Genomic DNA, 2035 nt, shown 5'->3' on the forward strand with positions numbered 1-2035 from the left:
CATGCGGCAAACGCATGTCGGCGGCGAAAAGGTATTTATCGATTTTGCGGGTGACACGGTCGACATTATCGATCCTGCCACGGGTGAGGTCAGCGAAGCCAAGCTGTTTGTCGCGGCGATGGGTGCGTCGAGCTATACTTATGCTGTGGCCGTCGCCAGCGAAGGGCTTGAGGACTGGATTGCGGCCCATGTCGGAATGTTCGCCTATCTGGGCGGCGTGCCGCAGGTGGTCGTGCCCGACAATCTCAAGTCAGCTGTAATCAAGGCAGACCGGTATGATCCCGGCTTGAACCGGACCTATGCCGAGATGGCTGAACATTACGGCACGGTGATCCTGCCTGCGCGCGTGCGCAAACCCAAGGATAAAGCCAAGGTCGAGGTGGCCGTGCAGGTTGCCCAACGCTGGATCCTTGCGCGGTTGCGCAATCACAGGTTCTTCTCGCTTGCAGAGCTGAATGCCGCCATTCGGCCGTTGCTGGACGAATTGAACATGCGTGTCATGCGCGATTATGGGGCCAGCCGGGCGGATCTGTTTGCAACGCTCGATCGCCCGAACCTGCAGCCACTACCCGCTGAACCCTATGTCTTTGCGCGCTGGAAACGTGCCCGTGTTGCACCGGATTATCACATCGAGGTGGAGCGCTGCTGGTATTCCGTCCCGTTCAACTTGATCCGGGAGGTGGTTGACGCACGCATCACCCACAGGACTGTAGAAGTCTTCCATCGCGGCAAGCGCGTCGCCAGTCACCTGCGGGACCCTGGGCGCCGCAGCCATATCACGGCGCCAGAGCATATGCCCTCGGCCCACCGCCGCTATGCGGAATGGTCGCCTGCGCGGATCCTCAGCAGTGCTGCAAAGCTGGGACCATCGGTGGCTGCGTTTTGTGACATCGTGATGCAGGACAGGCCGCATCCCGAGCAGGGCTTCCGGACCTGCCTGGGCATACTGTCGCTGGCCAGAAGCTTTGAGCCGCAGCGGATTGATGCTGCGTGTCGGCGCGGGATCAGCATCAAGGCCCGGTCGGTCGCATCCATCCGTTCGATCCTGAAGACCGGACTTGATCAGGCCTTCATGGAGCCCGAACCCAATGAACTGCCGCTGCACCACCCCAACATCCGCGGGCAGAAGTATTACCACTGAATAGGAGACAAACCTTGCTCACACATCCCACTTGCGACCGCCTGGAGGCGATCGGACTGACCGGTATGGCACAGGCCCTGCACGAACAGCGCCGCGCTGGCGCCATGTTCGAAAGCCTCAGCTTCGAGGAAAGGCTGGGTCTGCTTGTCGATCGCGAAGCCGCAGAGCGTGACGCCAAGAGACTGGCAACCCGGTTGCGCTTTGCCGCCCTGCGTCACGCAGCCTGCGTTGAAGATATCGATATGCGCAGCCCGCGCGGCATCGATGCAGCTGTCATGGCGCATCTGATCGATGGTGGCTGGATCAACCGCCATGAAAACCTGCTGATCACAGGGCCAACAGGCTTGGGAAAAAGCTGGATTGCTTGCGCCCTCGGGAACAAGGCTTGCCGGGACGATCGGCGCGTCGTCTATCACCGCGTGCCCCGCCTGTTCCAGATGCTGGCCATCGCCAAGGGCGACGGACGGCACGCCCGTGTTCTCAAGGCAATCGAACGCACTGAATTGCTGATCCTCGACGATTGGGGACTGTCAGTTCTGACTCCGACCGAGCGTCGCGACCTGCTTGAAATCCTCGATGACCGCCAAGGACGTGGCTCGACCATCGTGACCAGCCAGTTGCCAGTCGATCAATGGTTCGATGTGATCGGAGATCCCACCCTCGCAGATGCCATCCTTGATCGACTGGTCCACAATGCACATCGCCTGACGCTCACCGGCGACAGCATGCGCAGGAAGATGACCACGATGAAAGCACTTGACCAGGGCGCCAAGCCCTGACTCTATGAAACCCGTTGGCCAGCCTGCCCGAGGGCGTGAAATGGCTGCCCGCGATGCCGTGAAACGCGTGCCCGAGATCACGCGAAATCACTGCCCAAATTCCGCGAAATGCGCA

Annotated in this window: 2 protein-coding genes; both read left to right on the plus strand. The window is 60.6% G+C overall.

Annotation, left to right across the window (positions count from 1 at the left end; translation table 11 throughout):
* The coding region (gene istA, locus PVW27_RS21395) for an IS21 family transposase (RefSeq protein ID WP_274561222.1) at positions 1 to 1141 on the plus strand (1141 nt) is incomplete at its 5' end.
* 14 nt (positions 1142 to 1155) lie between these two features.
* A complete protein-coding gene (gene istB, locus PVW27_RS21400; protein ID WP_274561223.1) occupies positions 1156 to 1920 on the plus strand; it encodes an IS21-like element helper ATPase IstB in 765 nt (254 codons plus the stop codon).
* Positions 1921 to 2035: the final 115 nt, after the last annotated feature.

It is taken from the genome of Seohaeicola sp. 4SK31 (assembly GCF_028802875.1).
Classification (GTDB): Bacteria; Pseudomonadota; Alphaproteobacteria; order Rhodobacterales; family Rhodobacteraceae; genus Seohaeicola.